The organism is Streptomyces sp. 3211.6 (genome assembly GCF_003634815.1).
GTDB classification, from domain to species: domain Bacteria; phylum Actinomycetota; class Actinomycetes; order Streptomycetales; family Streptomycetaceae; genus Streptomyces; species Streptomyces katrae_A.
On the sequence record NZ_RBXC01000001.1, the window covers coordinates 2,298,127 to 2,320,056 of the forward strand.

Consider the following 21,930-nt stretch of genomic DNA (forward strand, 5'->3'; position numbering starts at 1 on the left):
GAACGACCGATGCCCGACCTCACCGCGGAAACCTGGTCCGACGGGCTCACGCTATACCAGTGGGTCTGCACGTTCGTCAGCGTCGCTCCCCGCAGGCATGAGGAATGGTGGCTCGACGTGGGCGCGATCATGCGCCTCCAAGCCCGGGACCCTCGGGGCTGGCAATCCATCGACCCCTACGAGGGCGAGGACGAGCGCCTGAAGGACCCGCTGTTCCCGTGGCTGGCGACACCCGTCACCTCCGCGGACACGGAGCGCTTCCACCCGAGGGTGAGAGAGCTTCCCCGGACCTCGGCAAGATCTCTGATCGTCCTGCTCGGGGTACTCGGTCTCGACGTCACCAAGTCTTCACGCTGGGAGGAACGCAGACCCGGGATGGAACGCCGAGCCGACATGATCCTGTCCCGCTTCCCTGCCGGTTCCTTCTTCTACTCCAACATCGGCTGGGAAGGCGACCGTCCGGACTTCTACGAACAGGGTGTCTGGGGCGGTCTCGATCCCTTTAGCCACTACGGGTGGGATGCCGGGCTGATCGTCGTGAACGACGACGAAGTCGCCGTGTTCTGGAACTTCCAGAACACCTGATCCATCACATCCGAACCGGAAAGTCGCATGCAGCCCCGGCTGTCCCCACCACCCTTACCGCACTGGCCGCTTGACCGACCCGTTGTCAGTGCCACCCCCTAGCGTGGAGGAAACCGAACGCACCATCAGGGGGACCCATGAACCACACGTTCCAGGGACGACGACGCACCGCGCTCACGCTCGCGGCCACAACGGCGTTCCTCACCCTGGCCGCCGGCGCCGCCCAGGCGGCGGAGCCGGGCGAGTTGCTTCCCTACCCGGGGCCCGACGGCGTGATCTGGGTTCCCGAACAGACCGGCTCCAGCGGGTTCGTCTCTGGCGGGCTGTCCCCGTACCTGGATACCTACACCACCTTCGCCTGCGAGGGCGGCGGCAGCATGGTGGTGTCCTTCACCCTCGACGAACACCCCGACCGCAACCCGGCCCCCTTCACCCTGGACTGCCCGGCGGACACCCCGGCCCACGTCACCATCCCCCTGGGTACCGGCCTGCACGGCGGCTTCGGAGCCGTGGTCACCACCTCGGCCCCCACTCTCCGCTGGGCCGCGGTGGTCGTCCAGCCGGAATGACCGACCCGTGGACGCCACGTGGGCCCGGAAGGGCGTGGCGGGGGGGGACCAGCGCATCGTCCAGCCGATCCGGGGGGCGTGAGGTCACGGCCGCCAGTTGGCAGGAGCTGTGGTAAGAGATCAGGCTCGGTTCTTCACAGCCTGGATGAAGGGGGACCAGGCTGCAGCCGGGAACGCGAGTACGGGGCCCGCGCCCTCCCGCTTGCTGTCCCGGACAGGGACGACACCGGGGAGGTCGTCGGACACCTCGACGCACTCGCCGCCAGTCCCGTTACTGTACGAGGACTTCCGCCAGGAAAGGCCGTTCACGTCTGCGCGCATTTCGCGTGCTCCTCCGCCACCGACTCGATCAAGGCCAGGGATGCCTCCGGCGACAATGCGGCAGCCCTGGCAAGATCGTAAGACCTCCAGTGACAGCCAACCAGGGCCGGGTAGTCGAGCAACTGCCCTGCGTGGGGGCCCTCGGTGTAGGCCACATCGGGAGCGTCGGCGAACTGCATGATGCGCACATGCGCTCCCAGGGCCCCATGGGCACCCGCCGAGAACGGCACCACCTGGACGGTGATCCGATGCGCACGGACAAACGAGGCGATGCGCCGCAGCTGAGCGGCCATCACAGCATGCCCCCGACCGCCGTCCGCAGCACCGCCTCGTGCAGAACGACCCACAATTCAGGAGTAGCCGGGTCATCGAGGAGTTGCGCCCGCTCTATGCGGGCTGCAACCAGGGCGTCGACGCGCTCCGCCAGGGCTGTGGGGCCGGCGGCCCGAATGACGGCGCGGGCATAGTCCGCTGTCTGGAGCAGCCCGGGGACCAGGGTGGGGGCATAGTCGTAGATGACCGTCGCCAGACGTTCCAGTTCAGCCGCCTCCGCGAAGTACTCGGCGTGCTTGGACTTGAACGCCCTGGCCAAGCGGGTGAAATAGTCCCCCGTGCCGAGCTCCCTGTCGATCACCTCGGCCAATTCGGGCCGCAGCCGCCGCGTGCCGCACTCCATCTGCCCGACGTACGACCCGCTCGTGAAGATCCGCTCACCCAGCCCCTCCTGGGTCAGCCCGGCCGCCTCGCGGTGCCGCCGCAACTCCTCGCGGGCGAACTCCCCCGGCGTCTCAGCGGCACCCTCGTCCTTCGGTTTGGCCATGAGCCAACTCCCCGCTTCCGCAGTCCCCTTGCTGCACGAAAAGAGTAGTCCCCGCCGGACCGGCACTTCAACGGAACGCATTCACGCGACTACGGAAGGCGACGCAAACGCCACCGCGCCCGCCATCCCTGGTCGGGGACATGGCGGGCGCGGTGTCGGAGTGCCGTACTTCGTTGTACGGACCGTATGAGGGGCCCGCCCCGCGAGGGGGCGGGGGTGCTGGCGGGTCGGGTCAGACCATCAGCGAGCGGTCCGTCGGCTTGACGGGGTACGGGAGGGCGCTCGTGCCCGTCAGGTAGCGGTCCACGCCGCGGGCGGCCGAGCGGCCCTCCGCGATGGCCCACACGATCAGGGACTGGCCGCGGCCCGCGTCGCCGGCGACGAAGACGCCGTCGGCGTCGGTGGCGTACGAGGCGTCGCGGGCGATGTTGCCCCGCTCGTCCAGGCTGACGCCGAACTGCTCGACCAGGCCGTTGGACTGGTCGGTGCCCGTGAAGCCCATCGCCAGGGTGACCAGCTGCGCGGGGAGGACGCGCTCGGTGCCGGGCTTCTGGACGAGCTTGCCGTCCTCGAAGGCGACCTCGACCAGGTGCAGGGCCTGGACGTTGCCGTCCTCGTCGCCCTCGAAGTGGGTGGTGGAGACGGAGTAGATCCGCTCGCCGCCCTCCTCGTGGGCCGAGGTGACCTTGTACAGCATCGGGAAGGTCGGCCACGGCATGGCCGCCGGGCGGTCCTCCGACGGGCGGGGCATGATCTCCAGCTGGGTGACCGACAGGGCGCCCTGGCGGTGGGCGGTGCCGACGCAGTCCGCGCCGGTGTCGCCGCCGCCGATGACGACCACGTGCTTGCCCTCGGCCGTGATGGGGGGCGCCACGAAGTCGCCCTCCTGGACCTTGTTCGCGAGCGGCAGGTACTCCATCGCGAAGTGGATGCCCTTGAGCTCGCGGCCCGGGACCGGGAGGTCGCGGGAGACCGTGGCGCCGGCGGCCACGACCACCGCGTCGAAGCGCTTGCGCAGGTCGGTCGCGGTGATGTCGCGGCCGACCTCGATGCCGGTGCGGAACTTGGTGCCCTCCGCGCGCATCTGCTCGATGCGGCGGTTGATGTGCACCTTCTCCATCTTGAACTCGGGGATGCCGTAGCGCAGCAGGCCGCCGATGCGGTCGGCGCGCTCGTACACGACCACGGTGTGGCCGGCCCGGGTCAGCTGCTGGGCGGCGGCCAGGCCGGCCGGGCCGGAGCCGATGACGGCCACGGTCTTGCCGGAGAGGCGCTCGGGGGCCTGCGGGGTGACGTCGCCGTTGTCCCAGGCCTGGTCGATGATCGAGACTTCGACGTTCTTGATCGTGACGGCCGGCTGGTTGATGCCGAGCACGCACGCCGACTCGCAGGGAGCCGGGCACAGGCGGCCGGTGAACTCCGGGAAGTTGTTCGTGGCGTGCAGGCGCTCGGCGGCGGCGGACCAGTCCTCGCGGTAGGCGTAGTCGTTCCACTCGGGGATCAGGTTCCCGAGCGGGCAGCCGTTGTGGCAGAACGGGATGCCGCAGTCCATGCAGCGGCCGGCCTGCTTGCTGATGATCGGGAGCAGCGAGCCCGGGACGTAGACCTCGTTCCAGTCCTTGACGCGCTCGGCGACGGGACGGGTGCAGGCGGTCTCGCGGGGGGTGGTGAGGAAGCCCTTCGGGTCAGCCATGGGTCGCCGCCTCCATCATCTTCTCGGTGGTCTCGGACTCGGAGAGTCCGGCCAGCTCGGCGGCGTCCTTGGCGGCGAGCACTGCCTTGTACGTGGTCGGGATGATCTTGCTGAAGCGGGCCGCGGCGGCGTCCCAGTCAGCCAGGAGCTTCGCGGCCACGGTCGAGCCGGTCTCCTCCTCGTGGCGGCGCACCACATCGTGCAGCCACTGCTTGTCGGCGTCCGAGGGGACCTCGACGGCCTCCGCGTTGCCGGAGTTGACCTGGCGGGGGTCGAGGTCGATGACGTACGCGACGCCGCCGGACATGCCCGCCGCGAAGTTGCGGCCGGTCTCGCCGAGGACGACGGCCGTGCCGCCGGTCATGTACTCGCAGCCGTGGTCGCCCACGCCCTCCGAGACGACCAGGGCGCCGGAGTTGCGGACGCAGAAGCGCTCGCCGGTGCGGCCGCGCAGGAACATCTCGCCGCCGGTGGCCCCGTAGCCGATGGTGTTGCCGGCGATGGTGGAGTACTCGGCGAGGTGGTCGGCGCCGCGGTCCGGGCGGACCACGATCCGGCCGCCGGAGAGGCCCTTGCCGACGTAGTCGTTGGCGTCGCCCTCCAGGCGCAGGGTGACGCCCTTGGGGAGGAAGGCGCCGAACGACTGGCCGGCCGAACCGGTGAAGGTCAGGTCGATGGTGTTGTCGGGCAGGCCCGCACCGCCGAACTTCTTGGTGACGTGGTGGCCGAGCATGGTGCCGACGGTCCGGTTGATGTTGCGGATCGCGACCTGGGCGCGGACCGGCTGGGCCGCCTCGGCGGTCTCGGCGTTCAGCGCGTCGGCGGCGAGCTCGATCAGCTCGTTGTCGAGGGCCTTCTCCAGACCGTGGTCCTGCTCGATCAGGGCGTGGCGGACGGCGCCCTCGGGCAGGGCCGGCACGTGGAAGAGGGGCTCGAGGTCGAGGCCCTGCGCCTTCCAGTGGCTGACGGCCTTGCTGGTGTCGAGGAGTTCGGCGTGGCCGACGGCCTCCTCTATGGTGCGGAAGCCCAGCTCGGCCAGGATCTCGCGGACCTCCTCGGCGATGAACTCGAAGAAGTTCACGACGAACTCGGGCTTGCCGGAGAAGCGGTCGCGCAGGACCGGGTTCTGGGTGGCGATGCCGACCGGGCAGGTGTCCAGGTGGCAGACGCGCATCATGACGCAGCCGGAGACGACGAGCGGCGCGGTCGCGAAACCGAACTCCTCGGCACCGAGCAGCGCGGCGATGACCACGTCGCGGCCGGTCTTGAGCTGGCCGTCGGTCTGGACGACGATGCGGTCGCGCAGGCCGTTGAGCAGCAGGGTCTGCTGGGTCTCGGCGAGGCCGAGTTCCCAGGGGCCGCCCGCGTGCTTGAGCGAGGTGAGCGGGGAGGCGCCGGTTCCGCCGTCGTGGCCGGAGATGAGGACGACGTCCGCGTGGGCCTTGGAGACGCCGGCCGCGACCGTTCCGACGCCGACCTCGGACACGAGCTTCACGTGGATGCGCGCGGCCGGGTTGGCGTTCTTGAGGTCGTGGATCAGCTGGGCCAGGTCCTCGATGGAGTAGATGTCGTGGTGCGGCGGCGGGGAGATCAGGCCGACGCCGGGGGTCGAGTGACGCGTCTTGGCGACCCACGGGTAGACCTTGTGGCCGGGCAGCTGGCCGCCCTCGCCGGGCTTGGCGCCCTGGGCCATCTTGATCTGGATGTCGTCCGCGTTGACCAGGTACTCGCTGGTGACGCCGAAGCGGCCCGAGGCGACCTGCTTGATCGCCGAGCGGCGCTCCGGGTCGTAGAGGCGGTCGGGGTCCTCGCCGCCCTCGCCGGTGTTGGACTTGGCGCCCAGCTGGTTCATGGCGATGGCGAGGGTTTCGTGCGCCTCCTTGGAGATGGAGCCGTACGACATGGCGCCGGTGGAGAAGCGCTTGACGATCTCGGAGACCGGCTCGACCTCGTCGATGGAGATCGACGGGCGGTCGGAATTGAAGCCGAAGAGGCCGCGGAGCGTCATCAGGCGCTCGGACTGCTCGTTCACCCGGTCCGTGTACTTGCGGAAGATGTCGTACCGGCGGTTGCGGGTGGCGTGCTGGAGGCGGAAGACCGTCTCCGGGTCGAACAGGTGCGGCTCGCCCTCGCGGCGCCACTGGTACTCGCCGCCGATCTCCAGGGCGCGGTGCGTGGCCGCGATGCCGGAGACGGGGTAGGCCTTGGCGTGGCGGGCGGCGACCTCCTTGGCGATGACGTCCAGGCCGGCGCCGCCGATCTTGGTGGCGGTGCCGCTGAAGTAGGTGCCGACGAACTCCTCGTCGAGGCCGATGGCCTCGAAGACCTGGGCGCCGCGGTAGGAGGCGACGGTGGAGATGCCCATCTTGGACATGACCTTCAGGACGCCCTTGCCGAGGGCGTAGATCAGGTTCTTGATGGCCTTCTCGGGCTCGATGCCCTCGATGAAGGTGCCGGCGCGCAGCAGGTCCTCGACGGACTCCATGGCCAGGTACGGGTTGACGGCCGCGGCGCCGTAGCCGATGAGCAGGGCGACGTGGTGGACCTCGCGGACGTCGCCGGCCTCGACCAGCAGGCCCACCTGGGTGCGCTGCTTGGTGGCGATGAGGTGGTGGTGCACGGCGGAGGTGAGCAGCAGCGACGGGATCGGCGCGTGCTCGGCGTCGGAGTGGCGGTCCGACAGGACGATCAGGCGGGCGCCGGCCGCGATGGCGGCGTCGGCCTCGGCGCGGATCTCCTCGATGCGGGCGGCGAGGGCTTCGCCGCCGCCGGAGACCCGGTAGAGGCCGGAGAGCGTGGCGGCCTTCATGCCGGGCATGTCGCCGTCGGCGTTGATGTGGATGAGCTTGGCCAGCTCGTCGTTGTCGATCACCGGGAAGGGCAGGGTGACGCTGCGGCAGGACGCGGCGGTCGGCTCCAGCAGGTTGGACTGCGGGCCGATCGAGGAGAGCAGCGAGGTGACGAGCTCCTCGCGGATGGCGTCCAGCGGCGGGTTGGTGACCTGCGCGAAGAGCTGGGTGAAGTAGTCGAAGAGCAGGCGCGGGCGCTCGGAGAGGGCCGCGATCGGGGAGTCGGTGCCCATGGAGCCGAGCGGCTCGCCGCCGGTGCGGGCCATGGGGGCGAGGATGACGCGCAGCTCTTCCTCGGTGTAGCCGAAGGTCTGCTGGCGGCGGGTGACCGAGGCGTGGGTGTGGACGATGTGCTCGCGCTCGGGCAGGTCGGTCAGCTCGATCTCGCCGGTCTCCAGCCAGTCCGCGTACGGGGCGGCGGAGGCGAGCTCGTCCTTGATCTCGTCGTCCTCGATGATCCGCTTCTGGGCGGTGTCGACGAGGAACATCTTGCCGGGCTGGAGGCGGCCCTTGCGGACGACCTTGGCCGGGTCGATGTCGAGGACGCCGACCTCGGAGCCGAGGACGACGAGGCCGTCGTCGGTGACCCAGTAGCGGCCGGGGCGCAGACCGTTGCGGTCGAGGACCGCGCCGACCTGGGTGCCGTCGGTGAAGGTGACGCAGGCGGGGCCGTCCCAGGGCTCCATCATCGTGGAGTGGTACTGGTAGAACGCGCGGCGGGCCGGGTCCATGGAGGTGTGGTTCTCCCACGCCTCCGGGATCATCATCAGCACGCTGTGCGGCAGCGAGCGGCCGCCGAGGTGGAGCAGCTCCAGGACCTCGTCGAAGGAGGCGGAGTCGGAGGCGTCCGGGGTGCAGATCGGGAAGATGCGGTCCAGGGCGGCCTCGCCGAAGGCGGAGGTGGCCAGCTGGGACTCGCGGGCCTTCATCCAGTTCCGGTTGCCCTTGACCGTGTTGATCTCGCCGTTGTGGGCGACGAAGCGGTACGGGTGGGCGAGCGGCCAGGACGGGAAGGTGTTCGTCGAGAACCGGGAGTGGACCAGGGCGAGCGCCGAGGCGAAGCGGCGGTCGGAGAGGTCCGGGAAGAAGGGCTCCAGCTGGCCGGTGGTCAGCATGCCCTTGTAGACGATGGTGCGGGCGGAGAGCGAGGGGAAGTAGACCCCGGCCTCGCGCTCGGCGCGCTTGCGCAGGACGAACGCCTTGCGGTCCAGCTCGATGCCGCTCGTGCCGTTGCTGAGAAACAGCTGGGAGAAGGCGGGCATCGTGGTGCGGGCGCCGTTGCCGAGCAGGTCGGGGGTGACCGGCACCTCGCGCCAGCCGAGGACCGTCAGGTCCTCCTCGGCGGCGATGGCCTCGATGCGCTCCACGGCGACGGCCTGTGCGGTGCCGTCGGCGGGGAGGAAGGCGATGCCGACGGCGTACGCGCCGGCCTCGGGGAGCTCGAATCCCGCGACCTCGCGCAGGAAGGCGTCCGGGACCTGGGACAGGATGCCCGCGCCGTCGCCGGAGTCCGGCTCGGAGCCGGTGGCGCCGCGGTGCTCGAGGTTCCGCAGGACGGTCAGGGCCTGCTCGACGAGTGTGTGGGTGGCCTCGCCGGTGAGGTTCGCCACGAATCCGACGCCACAGGCGTCCTTCTCGTTGCGCGGGTCGTACATGCCCTGCTGGGCGGGGCGACCGTCCATGGGCGACCAGGCGGTGGTGCTGGGGCCGGTCGCGGAGTGCGTGGATGCGGAACGCATCGGCTCTCCCGTCGTCGTCGTGGCAAATGTGCTGGCCGAGGGACGACGTTGGCCCTCTGCGAAAGTTCGTGCAGGCTACATGATGGCCTTGATCCCGAGAAGCGGATATCACATTCCAGCATGCGGACACTGCACGAGGCAGAAAGAAGGGACCTTCGGTGGGCTGCGGAGGGTGGAACGAGCTGGGGAGCTTTCCGCGTATACGGCTCGGGATGAAGGCCCCGGCGCGAAACGGGCATCTTTGCCCGACGCCCTGGTCTGATGCCCGGCGGCAACGGAAGTGAAACCACCGGATCGGAGACTACTTATGTTGCGTCCTGCATAGTGTCTCACTCCCGGGGCGTTCAGCCTATGGCGCCGCCGATCCAGGTTCCCAGGACGTACGTCACACCGGCCGCTGCACCACCCAGGACAAGCTGGCGCATACCGCTGTACCACCAGGACCGGGCCGTGACCCGCGCCACCACCGCGCCGCAGGCGAAGAGCCCGGCGAGCGCCAGCAGCACGGCCGGCCACAGGGCGGTCGCCCCGAGCAGGTAGGGCAGCACGGGCAGCAGCGCGCCCAGCGCGAAGGAGCCGAAGGACGATACGGCCGCCACCAGCGGCGAGGGCAGGTCGTCGGGGTCGATGCCGAGCTCCTCGCGGGCGTGGATCTCCAGCGCCTGCTCCGGATCGCGGGACAGCTGCATGGCGACCTCGCGGGCGAGGGCGGGCTCGACCCCGCGCGAGACGTAGAGCTCGGCGAGCTCCTCCATCTCGTCGACCGGGTGCTTGCGCAGCTGCTGGCGCTCCACGTCGAGCTCGGCGAGGACCAGCTCGCGCTGCGAGGCGACGGAGGTGTACTCGCCGGCCGCCATCGAGAAGGCGCCGGCGGCGAGACCGGCGAGGCCGGTGATGACGATGGTCGCCGGGGCCACCGCGCCGCCCGCCACGCCGGTCATCAGCGCGAGGTTGGAGACGAGCCCGTCCATGGCGCCGAAGACGGCCGGGCGCAGCCAACCGCCGTTGACGTCGCGGTGGGTGTGGTTGTCGCGGTGGGCGGTGTGCAGCGGCGCTTCGGTGTCGATGATGGACATGCGGCGTATCTCCCCTTTTCACATGACTTGGGTACGCGCAAGCGACGCGCAGCCGTGCCCTCCCCGGGCACTCCCCTGAACACCTCGAAACTACGCACGATTTGCGGCCGCCGCCAGCAAGGAAGGCCGTACTTACCTGGGCTTTCGCGGGTCGGCGACCGGGTGACGGGGGTGTTCGGGGGGCGTTTCGCGGCGAGCGACAAACCACATGGCGTGGCACAAATCCCCCAGGGGCTCATGATGGGTCCCCATCACGTGGGAGAGGCGCGCCATGGAGCTGGTCGCATGCAATCCGCAGGTCCTCCTCGAACGGGCCCGGGGCGCGCTGCTGGGCCTCGCGGTGGGTGACGCGCTGGGCGCCCCCGCGGAGAACATGAAGCCGTCGCAGATCCGCGCGCGGTGGGGCCGTATCGAGGGGTTCGTGTCGGAGGACCCGGCGGGCACGGACGACACCGAGTACGCCATCTTCTCCGGCCTGCTGCTGGCGCGCCACGGTTCGGCGCTGACCGTCGCGCACGTGGAACGGGCCTGGCACCACTGGATCGCCGACCTGGACGAGGGTCCGTTCCGCGGGGCCGGCTTCTCGGAGCGGGGCACGCTGGAGAACCTGCGCCGGGGCCTGGCCGCGCCCATCTCGGCGCAGCACCGGCACGCGTGGTCGGACGGGCTGGCGATGCGGGCGGCCCCGTTCGGGGTGTTCGCGGCGGGGCGCCCGGCGGAGGCGGCCCGCCTGGTCGCGATCGACGGCTCGGTCAGCCACGACGGGGAGGGCATCTACGGCGGCCAGGCCGTCGCCGCCGGAGTCGCGGCGGCGATGGCCGGGGGCTCCCCCGCGTCGGTCGTCTCGGCGGCCCTGTCGGTCATCCCGCCGGATTCCTGGACGGCCCGCTCCCTGCGGCGCGCGGTCACCGCCGCTCCGGGCGGGGAGCGGGCGGTGCGTTCGGCGGTGGTCATCGGCGGGTATCCGTGGACGGACCTGGCCCCGGAGGCGGTGGGCCTGGCCTTCGGGGCGTTCGCCGCCTGTGCGGGGGACTTCCCGTCCTCGGTCCTCACCGCGGTGAACATGGGCCGCGACGCCGACACCACGGCGGCGGTGGCGGGGGCCCTCTCGGGCGCCCTGTCGGGCGCCACGGCCATCCCCGCCGCCTGGTCCTCGGCGATCGGCCCGGTCCGCGGCAGCTGCCTGCCGTCGATGCGCGGCTACCACGTCCTGGACATCGCGGACCTCCTCACCCCGGAGCCCACACGATGACCCCACCGGCCGACCCCACCCCGCCGGCCCCCACCCCGGGCCCCGGCAGCACACCCCCGCGCCTGCGCCCCGCGCCCCTCACCACCACCGCGGCGGGGGTGGGCGGAGGGGCGGGCGTCGGAGGGGGCAGCCGGCCGGGGGCTGTCCTGGCGCCGGGACACGAGGCCACAGCCGCGGCCGCCGGGCCCGTGGCTCCGTCCCCCGGCGGGGGCGCCGCGGCGGGGGCCGCCCGGCGTGTCCTGGCACCGGGACACCGGGCCGGGGAGCCGGGCCCCGCCCCGCGCGGCGCCGGGGCCGGGGACGCGCCCGCGGCTGCCGTGGACACCCCGGCCGGTGACCGGGCGGGCAGCGGCGGAGTGGGAGAAGGTTTCGCCGCCCCGGCCGGAGTGGCCGACGGGGCACTGCCCGGCCCCGCAGCGGTGCCGGGACCGGCCCGCACGAACGGGACCCAGGCCGGATCCCGAGAGCTTGCCCGCACGGACCACACGCAGGCCGCGCCGCCGGAGGGGGCCCACGCGGCCCTCACCCCCGCCGCGCCGCCGGAGACGGCCCACGCGACCCTCGCCCCGGCCGCGCCGCCGGGGGCGGCCCACGCGGCCCTTGCCCCCGCCGGGCCACCCAGGCCCGAGTGCGGCCGCCGTGGGCCGGTCCCGTTGCCGGAGGCGGGGGGCGGCGGCCGGGGTGGGCTGCGCCGGATCGAGGGGCTGCTGCTCGGGCTCGCCGCCGGGGACGCGGCCGGGTGGCCCGCCGCGCGGCACCGGGCCAGCCGGATGCCCGAGTGGACCCGCCGGCTCACCCGCGAGCTCGACACCTTCGCCGAGCAGAACGCCACCACCACCCTCCCCGTCCCCATCGCCCTCAACCAGCCCCCCGAACCCCTGCGCCTGGGCCCCTCCGACGACGCCGAGTGGGCCGCCTTCGCCGCCGAGTCCGTGCTCACCGCCGCCGGCGCGCTGCTCAGCGACCTCTCCCGGTCCCGCCGTATGCGCGCCGCCCTCGACCTGGCCTGGAACGCCCTGGCCAGCGAGGTGGCCGCGGCGGCGGAACGGGCCCCCGAGGTCGAGTCCGCGGTGCTGCCGATGCGCGCACGGATCTCCGTACGGGCCGGCCTCGGCAACCTCGCCGCCGGGCTGCGCCCGCCCGCCACCGGCCACGACAACCCGCACTACTTCGACGACGCCGCCTGCGTCCGCGCCTGCGTGCTCGCCGTCGTCCACCCCGGCGACCCCCACGCCGCCGCCGAACTCGCCGAGTTCGACGCCCGCTACACCCAGGACGGGGACGGCGTCCACGGCGCCCGCGCCATGGCCGCCGCCGTCGCCGTCGCCCTCGCCGGGGCGGACACCCGCGCCGCCGTCGACGCCGCCCTGGAACAGCTGCCCGCCGCCACCGAGATCGGCCGCAACGCCCGGCACGCCGTCAAGCTCGCCCGTACCGACGGCGAGGGCGCCTTCGCCCTCGTCCCGCTCCTGGAACACCAGATCGTGGACCACGTCTACAGCTACGGCATCGCCGCCGCCGAGACCGTCCCCGTCGCCCTGGCCCTGGCCACCGCGGCCCGCGGCCGGGTCGCCGAAGCCGTACCGGCCGCCGCCTGCCTCTCCCGGGTCGCCGACTCCGCCCCCGCCCTCGCCGGCGCCCTCACCGGCGCCCTCGGCGGCGGCGACTGCCTGCCCGCCGCCTGGCGCGAGGCCTGCCGCGTCCTGTCCGGCTGCGCGCTGCCCCGCCTGGCCGGGACCGACCTGGTCGAGCTCGCCGCGCTCCTCGCCCGTACGGAACTCACCGCACCGACACACAAGGGATGATTCGAACATGACGTTCACGCTGGAGGACCGGATCACCGGCTCCCTCGTCGGCGCCGCCGTCGGCGACGCCCTCGGCGGCCCGGTGGAGGGCTGGTCCCCCGAGCAGATCGCCGAACGGCACGGCGGCCGCGTGCACGGCGTCGTGGGCCCCTGGTACGAGGACTGGCGCACCGCCCGCCCCATCGCGCCGTACCACAAGGGCGACGGGCACGTCACCGACGACACCCTCATGACGCACGCGCTGGTACGGGTCTACGCGACCGTACGGGACCACCTGGACGCGTACGCGATCGCCGAGCACCTCGTCCCCGACCTGATGTCCGTACCGCGCTGGATCCCCGAGCTGGAGGCCGAAGCCCTGCCGTTGCAGCGGGTGTTCCTCGCGGAGAAGTGGATCGTGACGCGGCTGCACTACGCGCACGCCGACCCCCGCGAGGCCGGCACCGGCAACATCGTCAACTGCGGTGCGGCGATGTACATGGCGCCGGTCGGACTGGTCAACGCGGGCAACCCGCAGGGCGCTTACGCCGAGGCGCTGGACATCGCGGGCGCCCACCAGTCCTCGTACGGACGGGAGGCGGCCGGGGTCTTCGCGGCGGCCGTGGCGGCGGCGTGCCTGCCGGGGGCGACGGCCGCGTCGGTGGTGGAGACCGCACTGGACCTGGCCAAGGACGGCACCCGGGCCGCCATCGCGGCGGTACGGGAAGCGGCCCTGCGCCACCGGGACTTCGAGTCCGCGCTCGGGCCGCTGCGGGAGGCAGTGGCCCCGTACGACTCGGTCGGCCCGGACTACCGCGCGCCGTCGCTCGGCGCCCGGCGGCCGTCGCGGCTGCACTCCGTCGAGGAGCTGCCGATCGCCCTCGGCATGCTGCTGGTCGCGGACGGCGGGTACGAGACGGCGGTGCTCGGGGCCGTCAACTACGGGCGGGACTGCGACTCCACGGCCGGCATGGCGGGGGCGATCGCGGGGGCGCTGGGCGGGGCGGGGGCGGTCCCGGAAGGCTGGGCCAAGCGGGTCGCCGAGGCCAGCCGCCTGGACCTGCACGCCCCCGCGACGGCCCTGGCCGCCGTGGCCCGCGAGGTCTTCACCCGCGACCGCGACCGCCGCCGCGCCCACGAGACGGCGTTCACGGCCCTGGCGTCCCCCCGATGACCGGGCGCCCCGCCAGACGTCCGGCCCCGCCGGCCGGTGCCACCCGCGCGCAGCCGGACGCCCCCCGGTGGGCCGCGGCCCGGCGCACCCCGGCGGGGACCGGCGTGCGCACCGAAGGCCCCGCGGCGGCACCCGGGGCGGAACTCGTACGGCTGACCTGGGCGCAGCCCGAGGACCTGGTCGGGCACGAGCTGCGGCAGGCCGCCGAGGACGGCCGGGACGCCGGGCCGCTCCTGCGGGCCTGGCTGGCGGCGGGCGGCCACCCGGTCCCCGCCCGGGCCGGGGCCTCCCCCACCCCGGCCGGGCCGCAACTGCGCGCCCTCGCCACCCGCCTCCTGGACGAACTCGCGGCCCTCCCGGTCCCGTCGGCCGCCGACGAGCCCACGTCCTGGCCCGCCATCCGCGCAACCTGGCCCCCCGCCACGGGCGACCGAAACGCGTCCGCACCCGCCGCCGCGCCCCACCGCCCGGCAGGCACAGAATCCCGACACCCCACCGCAGGCACGCACCCTCAACCGGCCGCCGCAGCCATGCCAGGACCCGCCCCGGCCCCCGGCCCGCACACCCGGCCCCAACCCGCACCGACCGGCCAGACCGCCGCACCGGCGGAGCCGACCCCGCCGACCAGCACGGCCGACACCACGGGGCCCGGGCGACCCGCCCGGCCAGAGGCCGTGCCGGCCGGGGCGGAGACCCCCGCAGGGCCGGGGCGCGGCCACGCCCCGGACCGGGGCCCCGGCCCGCACACCCGGCCCCAACCCGCACCGACCGGCCAGACCGCCGCACCGGCGGAGCCGACCCCGCCGACCAGCACGGCCGACACCACGGGGCCCGGGCGACCCGCCCGGCCAGAGGCCGTGCCGACCGGGGCGGAGACCCCCGCAGGGCCGGGGCGCGGCCACGCCCCGGACCGGGGTCCCGGTCCGTGCGCCCGGACCGGCGCCGGGCCGGGCGGCCAGGCCGCGGCGACCGCCTGTTTTCGTACCCGGCCGCGGGGCGCGGCCGCGGCGGAGCCCGGCGAGGGGGCCGGGGCCGTCGATCCGCTCCTGTGTGCCCGGCTGGAGGCCGCCTGGCTGGGGCGGGCCGTCGGGTGCGTCCTGGGGAAGCCCGTCGAGAAGCTGCCGCTCGACGGGATCCGGGCCCTGGCCCGGGCCGCCGGGAACTGGCCGCTCGACGACTGGTTCACCGCCCGCGGCGTCCCCGCGGAGCTCCTGGCCGCCTACCCGTGGAACCGCCGCTCCGCCGCCACCTCCCTCGCCGAGAACATCGACGGCACGCCCGAGGACGACGACCTGAACCACCCCCTCCTCGGCCTGCTCCTCCTCCAGCGGCACGGCAGGCGCTTCACCACCGCCGACCTCGGCCGCCTCTGGCTCGACGAGCTCCCCGCCGGCCGGGCCTTCACCGCCGAACGGATCGCGTACCGCAACCTGCTCCTCGGCCTGGAGCCCCCGCTCACCGCGACCCACCACAACCCCTTCCGCGAGTGGATCGGCGCCCTGATCCGCGCCGACGTCCACGGCTGGACCAACCCCGGCGACCCGGCCGCCGCCGCCGAGCAGGCCTGGCGGGACGCCGTCCTCAGCCACACCTCCACCGGCGTCCACGCCGCCCTCTTCGCCGCCGCCACCCTCGCGGAGGCGGCCTCCGGCCGGGCCGACGTGCACGGCGCCCTGCGGGCCGGGCTGGCCGTCGTACCGCCCCGCTCCCGCCTCGCGGAAGCCGTCCGCTTCGGGATCCGCACCGCCCGCGCGGAGGCCGGCTTCGAGCGGGTCGTGGACCTGCTGCACGCCCGTTACGGCGGCTACCACTGGGTGCACGCCCTGCCCAACACCGCCCTGATCGCCGCTGCCCTCACCCACGCCGACGGGGACTTCACCCGTTCCGTGTGCGGCGCGGTGTCCGGCGGCTGGGACACCGACTCCAACGGGGCCACCGCCGGCTCCGTCGCCGGGCTGCTGGCCGGCTCCGCCGACCGGATCCCCGAGCGGTGGACCGCGCCGCTGGGGAACCGCCTCTCCACCACCGTCGCCGGTTTCGACGGCGTCGGCTTCGACACCCTCGCCCGTCTCACCGCCCAGGAGGCAGCCCGACCATGACGGCCATCGCCGTGCTCGGCAGTACCAACATGGACCTCGTCGCCTACGTCCCCAAGGCCCCGCACCCCGGGGAGACCGTCACCGGACGGGAGTTCCGCACCGTTCCCGGCGGCAAGGGGGCCAACCAGGCGGTGGCCGCCGCCCGCCTCGGCGGGCAGGTGGTGATGATCGGCGCCGTCGGCGCGGACGAGTTCGGCGTCCGGCTGCGGGCGGCCCTCGCCGGGGCGGGGGTGGAGACCGCCGCCCTGCGCACCGTCGAGGGGGCCAGCGGCACCGCCCACATCACCGTGGACGACGAGGGGGCGAACAGCATCATCGTGATCCCCGGCGCCAACGGCCGCGTCACCGGCCTGGAGCCGGGCGACGACTCGCGCATCGGCGCCGCCGACTGCCTGCTGCTCCAGCTCGAACTCCCCCTGGAGGCCGTCCTCGCCGGCGCCCGCGCCGCCCGCGCCCACGGGGTGCGCACGGTCCTCACCCCGGCCCCGGTGCGGCCCCTGCCGCCCGAACTCCTCGCCGCCACCGACCTGCTGGTCCCCAACGAGCACGAGGCCGCCGCCCTGACCGGGCTGACCGACCCGCACCGGGCCGCGGAGGTGCTGCTGCGGGAGGTACCGGAGGTGGTGATCACCCTGGGGGCGGCGGGCTGCCTCCACGCGGCCCGGGGGCGTGAGCCGCTGACCGTGCCGGCGCCCCGGGTGCGGGCCGTGGACACCACCGCCGCCGGTGACACCTTCGTGGGGGCGCTCGCGGTGGCCCTCGGGGAGGGCCGGCCGGTGCCGGAGGCGCTGCGCTGGGCCTCGGTGGCGGCGTCCCTCTCGGTGCAGCGGCCGGGGGCGCAGTCCTCGATGCCGACGCGCACGGAGACGGATGCCGCCGCCGCCCTGGCCGGGCCCCCGGGGGCGGAGCCCGGCCTCCCCCCGGGGGACCCCTCATGACCCCGGCCGGCCCGGACCCGGACCCGGATCCCGGCCCGGCCCCCGCCCCCGGACCGGCCCCCGCCCCCGGCCCGGGTTCCGGACCCCTCGCCGGGCTGCGGGTGCTGGACCTGGCCACCCTGTTCGCCGGGCCCCTCGCCGCCACCCTGCTCGGGGACTTCGGGGCCGAGGTGGTGAAGGTCGAGCACCCCGGGCGGCCCGACCCCTCGCGCGGGCACGGCCCCGCCAAGGACGGGATCGGGCTGTGGTGGAAGCTGCTCGGGCGGAACAAGCGGACGATCACCCTCGACCTGTCCACCCCCGGCGGCCGGGACACCCTGCTGCGGCTGGCCGCCACCGCCGACGTCGTGGTCGAGAACTTCCGCCCGGGCACCCTGGAGAGGTGGGGCCTGGGCTGGCCCGAGCTGTCGGCCGCCAACCCCCGCCTCGTCCTGGCCCGGGTCACGGCCTTCGGCCAGCAGGGCCCGTACGCCCGCCGGCCCGGCTTCGGCACCCTCGCGGAGGCCATGAGCGGCTTCGCCGCGATCACCGGCGAGCCGGACGGCCCGCCGACCCTGCCACCGTTCGGCCTCGCCGACTCCATCGCCGCCCTGACCTGCGCGTACGCCGTGATGACCGCGCTCGCCGGCCGGGGGCTGACCGGACACGGCCAGGTGGTGGACCTGGCGATCATCGAGCCGATCCTGACCGTGCTGGGCCCGCATCCGCTCTGGTACGACCAGCTCGGCTACGTCCAGCCCCGCACCGGCAACCGTTCCGCGAACAACGCCCCTCGCAACACCTACCGCAGTGCGGACGGCCGCTGGCTGGCGGTGTCCGCGTCGGCGCAGTCCGTCGCCGGGCGGGTGGTCCGCCTGGTCGGGCGGCCCGAGCTGGCCGACGAGCCCTGGTTCGCCACCGGCGCCGGCCGGGCCGCGCACACGCACGTCCTCGACGAGGCGGTCGGCGGCTGGATCGGCCGCCACAAGGCGGAGGAGGTGGTCACGGCCTTCGAGGAGGCAGAGGCGGCCGTCGCCCTGGTCTACGACGTACGGGACGTGCTCGCCGACCCGCAGTTCGCGGCCCTCGGCACGGTCACCGAGGTCGAGGACCCCGAACTCGGCCTGCTGCGGATGCAGAACGTCCTCTTCCGGTTGTCGGAGACCCCCGGCGGGATCCGCTGGGCGGGCCGCCCGCACGGCGCGGACACCGAAGCCGTCCTGACCGAACTCGGCCTGACCCGGGCCGAGATCACCGCTCTGCGCACGGAGGGTGCGTTGTGATCCTGACCTGGCTTTACGCACCCGGGGACCGCCCTGCGGTGGTGGAGAAGGCCCTGCGCTGCGGGGCGGACGCCGTGATCGTGGACCTGGAGGACTCGGTGTCGGCCTCCCGCAAGGAGTACGCCCGCGCCGCCACCGCCGAGCTCCTCGCCGAACGCCCGCCGGTGCCGGTACACGTCCGGGTGAACGCCCTGGGTTCCCCCTGGGCCGGGGCCGATCTCACGGCACTGGCCCGCCTGCGCGGGCTGGCGGGGCTGCGGCTGCCGAAGGTCGACGCCCCGGAGCAGATCGTCCGCGTCGCGGACCGGACGGGCGGGGTGCCGCTGTACGCGCTGCTGGAGTCCGCGCTGGGGGTGGAGCGGGCGTACGACATCGCCCGCGCGCACCCTTCCCTGCAGGGGCTGACCCTGGGTGAGGCGGACCTCTGCGCGGACCTCGGGGTGTGTGCGGAGGGCGGGCTCGACTGGCCGCGCTCCAGGGTGGTCGTGGCCGCCCGGGCCGCCGGGCTGGTGCCGCCGGCGCAGTCGGTGTTCCCGGACATCCGGGACCTGGAGGCACTGGCCGCGTCCTGCGCGCGGGGGCGTTCGCTGGGGTTCCTGGGGCGGGCGGCGATCCACCCCCGGCAGCTGCCGGTGATCGAGCGGGCGTTCCTTCCGCGGCCGGAGGAGGTCACCGCGGCGCAGGAGGTCGTCACGGCGGCCCGGGCCGCGCCCGGTGCCCTGGCCCTCCCGGACGGCCGCTTCATCGACCCCGCGGTCGTGGCGGCCGCCCACCGCACCCTCTCCCTGTCCCAGCGCCCCCGCTGACCCCCCACCCGGCCCGGCCTGGCCCCCTTGCCCGGCACCGCCCGCCCCACATGTCCCGGGCCCGACCTGGCACGCCTCCTGCCCGGCCCGGGCGGCCCCGGGGCCCTCGCGCTCCCCGACGGCCGCTTCATCGACCCCGCGGTCGTGGCGGCCGCCCACCGCACCCTCTCCCTGTCCCAGCGCCCCCGCTGACCCCCCACCCGGCCCGGCCTGGCCCCCTTGCCCGGCACGGCCCGCCCCCGCAGGGCCCCGATCGGCGCGGGCCGACCGCGGCCCTGCGGGGCTGGTCCCCTACCCGCCCTTCCACCGTTCCCAGGAGCGCCGCCCCTGACCTCCAGCTACCGCTGGGAGGCGCCGGCGGGGCTGGAGCGTTCCGGGGCTCCCGCCCCGGACCCCGTGCCAGGCGCTGCACGCCCAGGGCGCTCAAGCGCCGCGCGGGCTGGAATTTCGCTGCGCGAAATCCGGCCGCGGTAACGCCGCAGCCGACGGACCGGCCGCGCCGAATCCAGCCCCGCCGGCGTTTGAGGCGCTGGGGGAGGGTCTGGGGGCGGAGCCCCCCCCGGACGGAGCCTGGGGGAGGGTAGGGGACCTCCGCCCCGCGCAGCGGCACCCCGCACCCCGCAACTGCCACCCGGCACGCCGAAGGGGGCGCCGCACCTGGTGCGGCGCCCCCTTCGGGCGGGTCGTCAGCTCTTGTCGGGCTCCGGGCCCGCGTCCGCGCCGGCCTTGGTCAGCCCGACCGGCTTCACGTCGGCCTTGTCGTCTCCCGGTCCCGCAGCGGCACCGGCGGCGCCCTCCGGCGTCGCCGCCTCAGCCCCGGCGGCGGCGTCGGACTTCGCAACCTCAGCCCCCGCGAGGGCAACCGGCTTCGCAGCCCCAGCCCCGGCGGCGGCCTCCGGCTTCGCGTCCCCGGCTCCGGCCTCCGCGCCCGCAGCCCCGGCGGCGGCCTCCGGCTTCGCGTCTTCCGCCCCGGCAGCGTCCGGCTTCGCCTCGGCGGCCCCGGCCTGCGCAGCAGCCGGGGTCTCGTCCCCAGAACCCCCGGCGCCCCCGGCAGGTTCCGGCTCCACGACCGTCTCCCGCCCCGGCCGCAGCTTCGCGGAGAGGACGAAGTAGACGACCGCGAGGACGAAGACCACGATGGCCGTCCACACGTTCAGACGGAGGCCCAGGATGTGGTGCGCCTCGTCGACCCGCATGTACTCGATCCAGACCCGCCCCGAGCAGTACGCCGCCACGTACAGGGCGAAGGCCCGCCCGTGCCCGAGCTTGAAACGGCGGTCGGCCCAGATGACCAGGGCGGCGACGCCCAGGCACCACAGGGACTCGTACAGGAAGGTCGGGTGGTAGAGGCCGGCGACCCGGTTCGGGCCCTCGCTGATCTTCAGCGCCCACGGCAGATCGGTAGGGCGCCCGTACAGCTCCTGGTTGAACCAGTTGCCCCAGCGGCCGAAGGCCTGGGCGACGGCGATGCCGGGGGCCAGGGCGTCGGCCCAGGCGGGCAGCGGGATGCCGCGCAGCCGGCAGCCGATCCAGGCTCCCACCGCGCCGAGCGCGATCGCGCCCCAGATACCGAGGCCGCCCTCCCAGATCTTGAAGGCGTCGACCCAGTCCCGGCCTTCGCCGAAGTAGAGCTGGTAGTCGGTGATCACGTGGTAGAGGCGACCGCCGACCAGGCCGAACGGCACCGCCCACACGGCGATGTCCGCGACCGTGCCCGGCTTTCCGCCGCGCGCGATCCACCGCTTGTTGCCGAGCCAGACGGCGACGAAGACGCCGATGATGATGCAGAACGCGTAGCCGCGGAGCGGGATCGGTCCGAGATGGATCACGCCGGTCGACGGACTGGGGATGTAAGCAAGGGTCATGGCAAGGCTGACGCTACCCTGCCGGGCGGTGGCCACCGCAACCCGCCCGGCAAGCTGAAACCAAAACCACACACGGCCTTCGCCGCGCCTCAGTCCTCCGTAGTCTCCTTGGACACCGTCTTCGAGCCGGGCGAAGAGACCGAAGCACCCGAAGAGCCCGAAGAGCCCGATGTACCCGAAGAGCCCGACGAGCGCGTGGTGCCCGACTTCGCCGTCGAGCCGGACTTCCCGGAGGAGGAGGCCGAAGGGGACGCCGACGCCGAGGCGGAAGCCGACGGCTTCGGGGTCACGCCGGCGTTGGCCTCGACCTTTTCCTTCAGCTTCTGCGGGGTCAGCGGGTTGGCCTGGTCTCCGAAGATGTCCTTGCCGTCGAGCAGGACGGTCGGCGTCCCCTTGAACTTTCCGGCGCGGAAGGCCTCGTGCGACTTGGCGACCCAGCTGTTGTGGGTGCCGTTCTCCACGCAGGAGCGGAAGGCGGGGGTGTCGAGTCCACCGACTTTCCCGGACAGTTCCAGAAGCTTGGCGTTCTTGCTGTAGGCGTCGTCCGTCTCCTGCGGCTGGTTCACGAAGAGCACGTCGTGGTACGCGCCGAACTTGCCGGCGTCCTGCGCGCAGGCCGCCGCATTCGCCGCGTTCAGCGAGCCGGTGCCGCGCATGTTGCCGTCGATGAGGGTCACCAGGTGGTACTCGATCTTGAGCAGCCCCCTGTTCTCCAGGTCGTGGAGGGTGTCCCGGTAGTTGTCCTCGAAGGCCTTGCAGGCGGGGCAGCGGAAGTCCTCCCAGACCGTGAGGGTGGACTTGGCGCCGTCCTTGCCGGTCTGGATGGCGAGCGCGTCCTTGCCGGTGGCGCCCGAGGGCGCCGCGACGGGTCCCTTGGCGGTCTTGTCGCCCTTGCCGGTGTTGGCCGCGATCACGCCGACGACGGCGGCCAGGCCGAGGACGCCGACCACCGCCCCGCCGACCACGAGGGCGCGCCTGCGCTTGTCCTTCTTCTTCTGCTGCTCGCGCTCCGCCTGGAGTCGCTCCCGGGCCGATCGTTTCGTCACATCGCGGTTCGCACCGTCGTTCTTCTCGCTCACGTTCCGCCAAACGAAGCAG

15 protein-coding genes and 2 pseudogenes are annotated in these 21,930 nt (G+C 73.9%); 10 read left to right on the top strand and 7 right to left on the bottom strand.

Annotated elements, in window-relative coordinates:
* The first annotated feature begins 9 nt into the window (after positions 1 to 9).
* Both BX286_RS10700 and BX286_RS10705 read left to right on the top strand, forming a co-directional pair.
* Complete coding sequence (locus BX286_RS10700; RefSeq protein ID WP_121014904.1) at positions 10 to 585, top strand: hypothetical protein; 576 nt, start codon at positions 10 to 12, stop codon at positions 583 to 585.
* Positions 586 to 722: 137 nt separating this feature from the next.
* Positions 723 to 1,154 (top strand): hypothetical protein, encoded by a 432-nt coding sequence (locus BX286_RS10705; protein ID WP_121014905.1) that lies wholly within the window; start codon positions 723 to 725, stop codon positions 1,152 to 1,154.
* 120 nt (positions 1,155 to 1,274) lie between these two features.
* Here the strand turns inward: BX286_RS10705 and BX286_RS10710 are convergent, their stop codons facing one another.
* From BX286_RS10710 to BX286_RS10730, 5 genes and pseudogenes are all read right to left on the bottom strand, one after another.
* Entirely contained in the window at positions 1,275 to 1,475 is a 201-nt protein-coding gene (locus BX286_RS10710) for a DUF397 domain-containing protein (protein ID WP_121014906.1), read from the bottom strand.
* Positions 1,460 to 2,376: pseudogene (locus BX286_RS38020) on the bottom strand (Scr1 family TA system antitoxin-like transcriptional regulator). Before BX286_RS38020 ends, BX286_RS10710 begins: the two are co-directional and overlap by 16 nt.
* A gap of 151 nt (positions 2,377 to 2,527) precedes the next feature.
* On the bottom strand, positions 2,528 to 3,988 hold the full coding sequence (locus BX286_RS10720) for a glutamate synthase subunit beta (RefSeq protein ID WP_100863825.1): 1,461 nt from the start codon (positions 3,986 to 3,988) through the stop codon (positions 2,528 to 2,530).
* Complete coding sequence (gene gltB / locus BX286_RS10725) at positions 3,981 to 8,519, bottom strand: glutamate synthase large subunit (RefSeq protein ID WP_185117313.1); 4,539 nt, start codon at positions 8,517 to 8,519, stop codon at positions 3,981 to 3,983. Before gltB ends, BX286_RS10720 begins: the two co-directional genes overlap by 8 nt.
* Before the next feature lie 401 nt (positions 8,520 to 8,920).
* Positions 8,921 to 9,652: a VIT1/CCC1 transporter family protein gene (locus BX286_RS10730; protein ID WP_079425951.1), complete on the bottom strand. Its 732-nt coding sequence runs from the start codon at positions 9,650 to 9,652 to the stop codon at positions 8,921 to 8,923.
* Between the two features lie 271 nt (positions 9,653 to 9,923).
* Between BX286_RS10730 and BX286_RS10735 the strand changes: the two genes are divergently transcribed.
* The 8 genes from BX286_RS10735 (at position 9,924) to BX286_RS36495 (ending at position 19,159) form a co-directional block, all read left to right on the top strand.
* A complete protein-coding gene (locus tag BX286_RS10735) occupies positions 9,924 to 10,904 on the top strand; it encodes an ADP-ribosylglycohydrolase family protein (protein ID WP_121014907.1) in 981 nt (326 codons plus the stop codon).
* A 386-nt stretch (positions 10,905 to 11,290) separates the two neighbouring features.
* A complete protein-coding gene (locus tag BX286_RS10740) occupies positions 11,291 to 12,709 on the top strand; it encodes an ADP-ribosylglycohydrolase family protein (RefSeq protein ID WP_398898882.1) in 1,419 nt (472 codons plus the stop codon).
* Positions 12,710 to 12,716: 7 nt separating this feature from the next.
* Positions 12,717 to 13,862 (top strand): ADP-ribosylglycohydrolase family protein, encoded by a 1,146-nt coding sequence (locus tag BX286_RS10745; RefSeq protein WP_121014908.1) that lies wholly within the window; start codon positions 12,717 to 12,719, stop codon positions 13,860 to 13,862.
* 530 nt (positions 13,863 to 14,392) lie between these two features.
* Positions 14,393 to 15,961, top strand: coding sequence for an ADP-ribosylglycohydrolase family protein (locus tag BX286_RS10750; protein ID WP_398898883.1), 1,569 nt, complete (start codon positions 14,393 to 14,395; stop codon positions 15,959 to 15,961).
* Entirely contained in the window at positions 15,958 to 16,899 is a 942-nt protein-coding gene (rbsK, locus tag BX286_RS10755) for a ribokinase (protein WP_121014909.1), read from the top strand. Before BX286_RS10750 ends, rbsK begins: the two co-directional genes overlap by 4 nt.
* Complete coding sequence (locus BX286_RS10760; RefSeq protein WP_121014910.1) at positions 16,896 to 18,161, top strand: CaiB/BaiF CoA-transferase family protein; 1,266 nt, start codon at positions 16,896 to 16,898, stop codon at positions 18,159 to 18,161. Before rbsK ends, BX286_RS10760 begins: the two co-directional genes overlap by 4 nt.
* A complete protein-coding gene (locus BX286_RS10765; protein ID WP_121014911.1) occupies positions 18,158 to 18,967 on the top strand; it encodes a CoA ester lyase in 810 nt (269 codons plus the stop codon). Before BX286_RS10760 ends, BX286_RS10765 begins: the two co-directional genes overlap by 4 nt.
* 27 nt (positions 18,968 to 18,994) lie before the next feature.
* Positions 18,995 to 19,159 (top strand): hypothetical protein, encoded by a 165-nt coding sequence (locus tag BX286_RS36495; RefSeq protein WP_187344116.1) that lies wholly within the window; start codon positions 18,995 to 18,997, stop codon positions 19,157 to 19,159.
* Between the two features lie 494 nt (positions 19,160 to 19,653).
* Here the strand turns inward: BX286_RS36495 and lgt are convergent, their stop codons facing one another.
* Both lgt and BX286_RS10775 read right to left on the bottom strand, forming a co-directional pair.
* Positions 19,654 to 20,832 (bottom strand): prolipoprotein diacylglyceryl transferase, encoded by a 1,179-nt coding sequence (lgt, locus tag BX286_RS10770; RefSeq protein ID WP_261993398.1) that lies wholly within the window; start codon positions 20,830 to 20,832, stop codon positions 19,654 to 19,656.
* A 290-nt stretch (positions 20,833 to 21,122) separates the two neighbouring features.
* Positions 21,123 to 21,911 (bottom strand): annotated as a pseudogene (locus BX286_RS10775) (thioredoxin domain-containing protein); the annotation flags it as partial.
* Positions 21,912 to 21,930: the final 19 nt, after the last annotated feature.

Excerpts from the sequence above, each read along its gene's own strand:
- BX286_RS10700 (WP_121014904.1), top strand. The coding sequence starts at position 10 with ATGCCCGACCTCACCGCGGAAACCTGGTCCGACGGGCTCACGCTATAC.
- BX286_RS10705 (WP_121014905.1), top strand. The coding sequence starts at position 723 with ATGAACCACACGTTCCAGGGACGACGACGCACCGCGCTCACGCTCGCG.
- BX286_RS10710 (WP_121014906.1), bottom strand. The coding sequence starts at position 1,475 with ATGCGCGCAGACGTGAACGGCCTTTCCTGGCGGAAGTCCTCGTACAGT.
- BX286_RS10720 (WP_100863825.1), bottom strand. The coding sequence starts at position 3,988 with ATGGCTGACCCGAAGGGCTTCCTCACCACCCCCCGCGAGACCGCCTGC.
- gltB (WP_185117313.1), bottom strand. The coding sequence starts at position 8,519 with ATGGACGGTCGCCCCGCCCAGCAGGGCATGTACGACCCGCGCAACGAG.
- BX286_RS10730 (WP_079425951.1), bottom strand. The coding sequence starts at position 9,652 with ATGTCCATCATCGACACCGAAGCGCCGCTGCACACCGCCCACCGCGAC.
- BX286_RS10735 (WP_121014907.1), top strand. The coding sequence starts at position 9,924 with ATGGAGCTGGTCGCATGCAATCCGCAGGTCCTCCTCGAACGGGCCCGG.
- BX286_RS10745 (WP_121014908.1), top strand. The coding sequence starts at position 12,717 with ATGACGTTCACGCTGGAGGACCGGATCACCGGCTCCCTCGTCGGCGCC.
- BX286_RS10750 (WP_398898883.1), top strand. The coding sequence starts at position 14,393 with ATGCCAGGACCCGCCCCGGCCCCCGGCCCGCACACCCGGCCCCAACCC.
- rbsK (WP_121014909.1), top strand. The coding sequence starts at position 15,958 with ATGACGGCCATCGCCGTGCTCGGCAGTACCAACATGGACCTCGTCGCC.
- BX286_RS10760 (WP_121014910.1), top strand. The coding sequence starts at position 16,896 with ATGACCCCGGCCGGCCCGGACCCGGACCCGGATCCCGGCCCGGCCCCC.
- lgt (WP_261993398.1), bottom strand. The coding sequence starts at position 20,832 with ATGACCCTTGCTTACATCCCCAGTCCGTCGACCGGCGTGATCCATCTC.